Consider the following 1,358-nt stretch of genomic DNA (forward strand, 5'->3'; position numbering starts at 1 on the left):
ACAAAAAAACCAGCTAATACATGTCAACCCTCAATGCCTTGGCTTAATGCAGGGATACTGATATACTTTTTAATACACACCAAATAACCTCCATTGCCGTGGAGGGTGTTGGTTAAATATGGTTTATGCTTGGTAGGGCTGGCCTTTCTTTAGGATGGCGTAAATGTGATGCAATAGCTTGTTGGCGCAAGCAATCACCGTCACCTTGTAGGGCTTGCCCTCTTGTCTTTTCTTATCGTAGTAAGCTTTTAGCCTTGTATTGCAGCTTCGCCGTAATCCGCATTGTACAGCCAAGAATAAAGCTCTTCGCAAGCGTTTGGAACCCCGCTTTGATATCCGATTGCGCGAAGCGGTGAATTGTCCTGAACTGTGCACGCTAGGATCAAGCCCTGCAAACGCCACGAGTTGCTTTGGTTCTTCGAACTGCTTGGCATTCCCGATCTCGGATACAATGGCTGCCGCAAGTTTATCCCCTAATCCCGGAATACTCTTGATGAGTTCTACCTCCGGCATCTCCTCCGCTAACCGCCTCATCTGCTCCTCAATCCCTTGAAGTTGTTCTTGCATGGACAGCAGAAGCGAGATCATACTTTGCAGCATTAACGTCTGCGACAGGCTTCTCTGCGACCCTACCCATTGTTGATGAATGACTTCGACATGTTTTGCTTTCGCACGAATCCATTTCTCCGAATGAGACTTCCCCGTAAACGGGCGAATCACTTCTGTCCAATCTTCCGTTTCCCTGGACAAGCAGGTTTGAAGTGTCTTCAGTGCCGTTGGAGAAAAGAGGTCGCTGAATATCCCCTCGTAGGCTGGAAACACCTGGTCCAACAGGGCTCGTGTATTGAGCCTCGCTTGAACATATAGTGAGCTTACAAACTCATACTGTCTCGTCACATGCTGAAGTTCTGAATAGCAGGTCTCCCAGCTGCGGTGCGGCTTAACGTCTCCGCGGTAATACATTTCCGCCAAGTGCCGGGCATCTACCGCGTCGGTTTTTACTTTTCGCAATTGGGCGCTTTTTGAGCGTTTGGACACCAACGGATTCATGATGAAATGCGGAATCTTACTAGCTGATAAGAAAACCTCAACCGCTCGATGATAATGCCCTGTTGCTTCCAAGATTACAACGGGCTCTACTCCAGTTCGCTTGTACAGTTCTTGTACGACGTTACTTAGACGTCTAAATCCTTCTTCCGTGTGTGTGATGGTTTCTGATTTGCCGTAAGCCTCATTTCGCTTCAGAAACGCTTGAATAACGCTCTTCCCCTTGGCTACATCTAATCCAATTACCGGTTCCAATATCCTCTCCTCCTGATGACAAACTCGCCGGCGCTCCCACGATGACTCCAATCCCA

Annotated in this window: 1 protein-coding gene; it reads right to left on the bottom strand. The window is 48.2% G+C overall.

The features are described from left to right. Window positions 1–123: 123 nt before the first annotated feature. Complete coding sequence (locus H7C18_RS34565; protein WP_185133687.1) at window positions 124–1,302, bottom strand: IS110 family RNA-guided transposase; 1,179 nt, start codon at window positions 1,300–1,302, stop codon at window positions 124–126. Between the last annotated feature and the right edge of the window lie 56 nt (window positions 1,303–1,358).

The organism is Cohnella zeiphila, assembly GCF_014212055.1.
Classification (GTDB): domain Bacteria; phylum Bacillota; class Bacilli; order Paenibacillales; family Paenibacillaceae; genus Cohnella; species Cohnella zeiphila.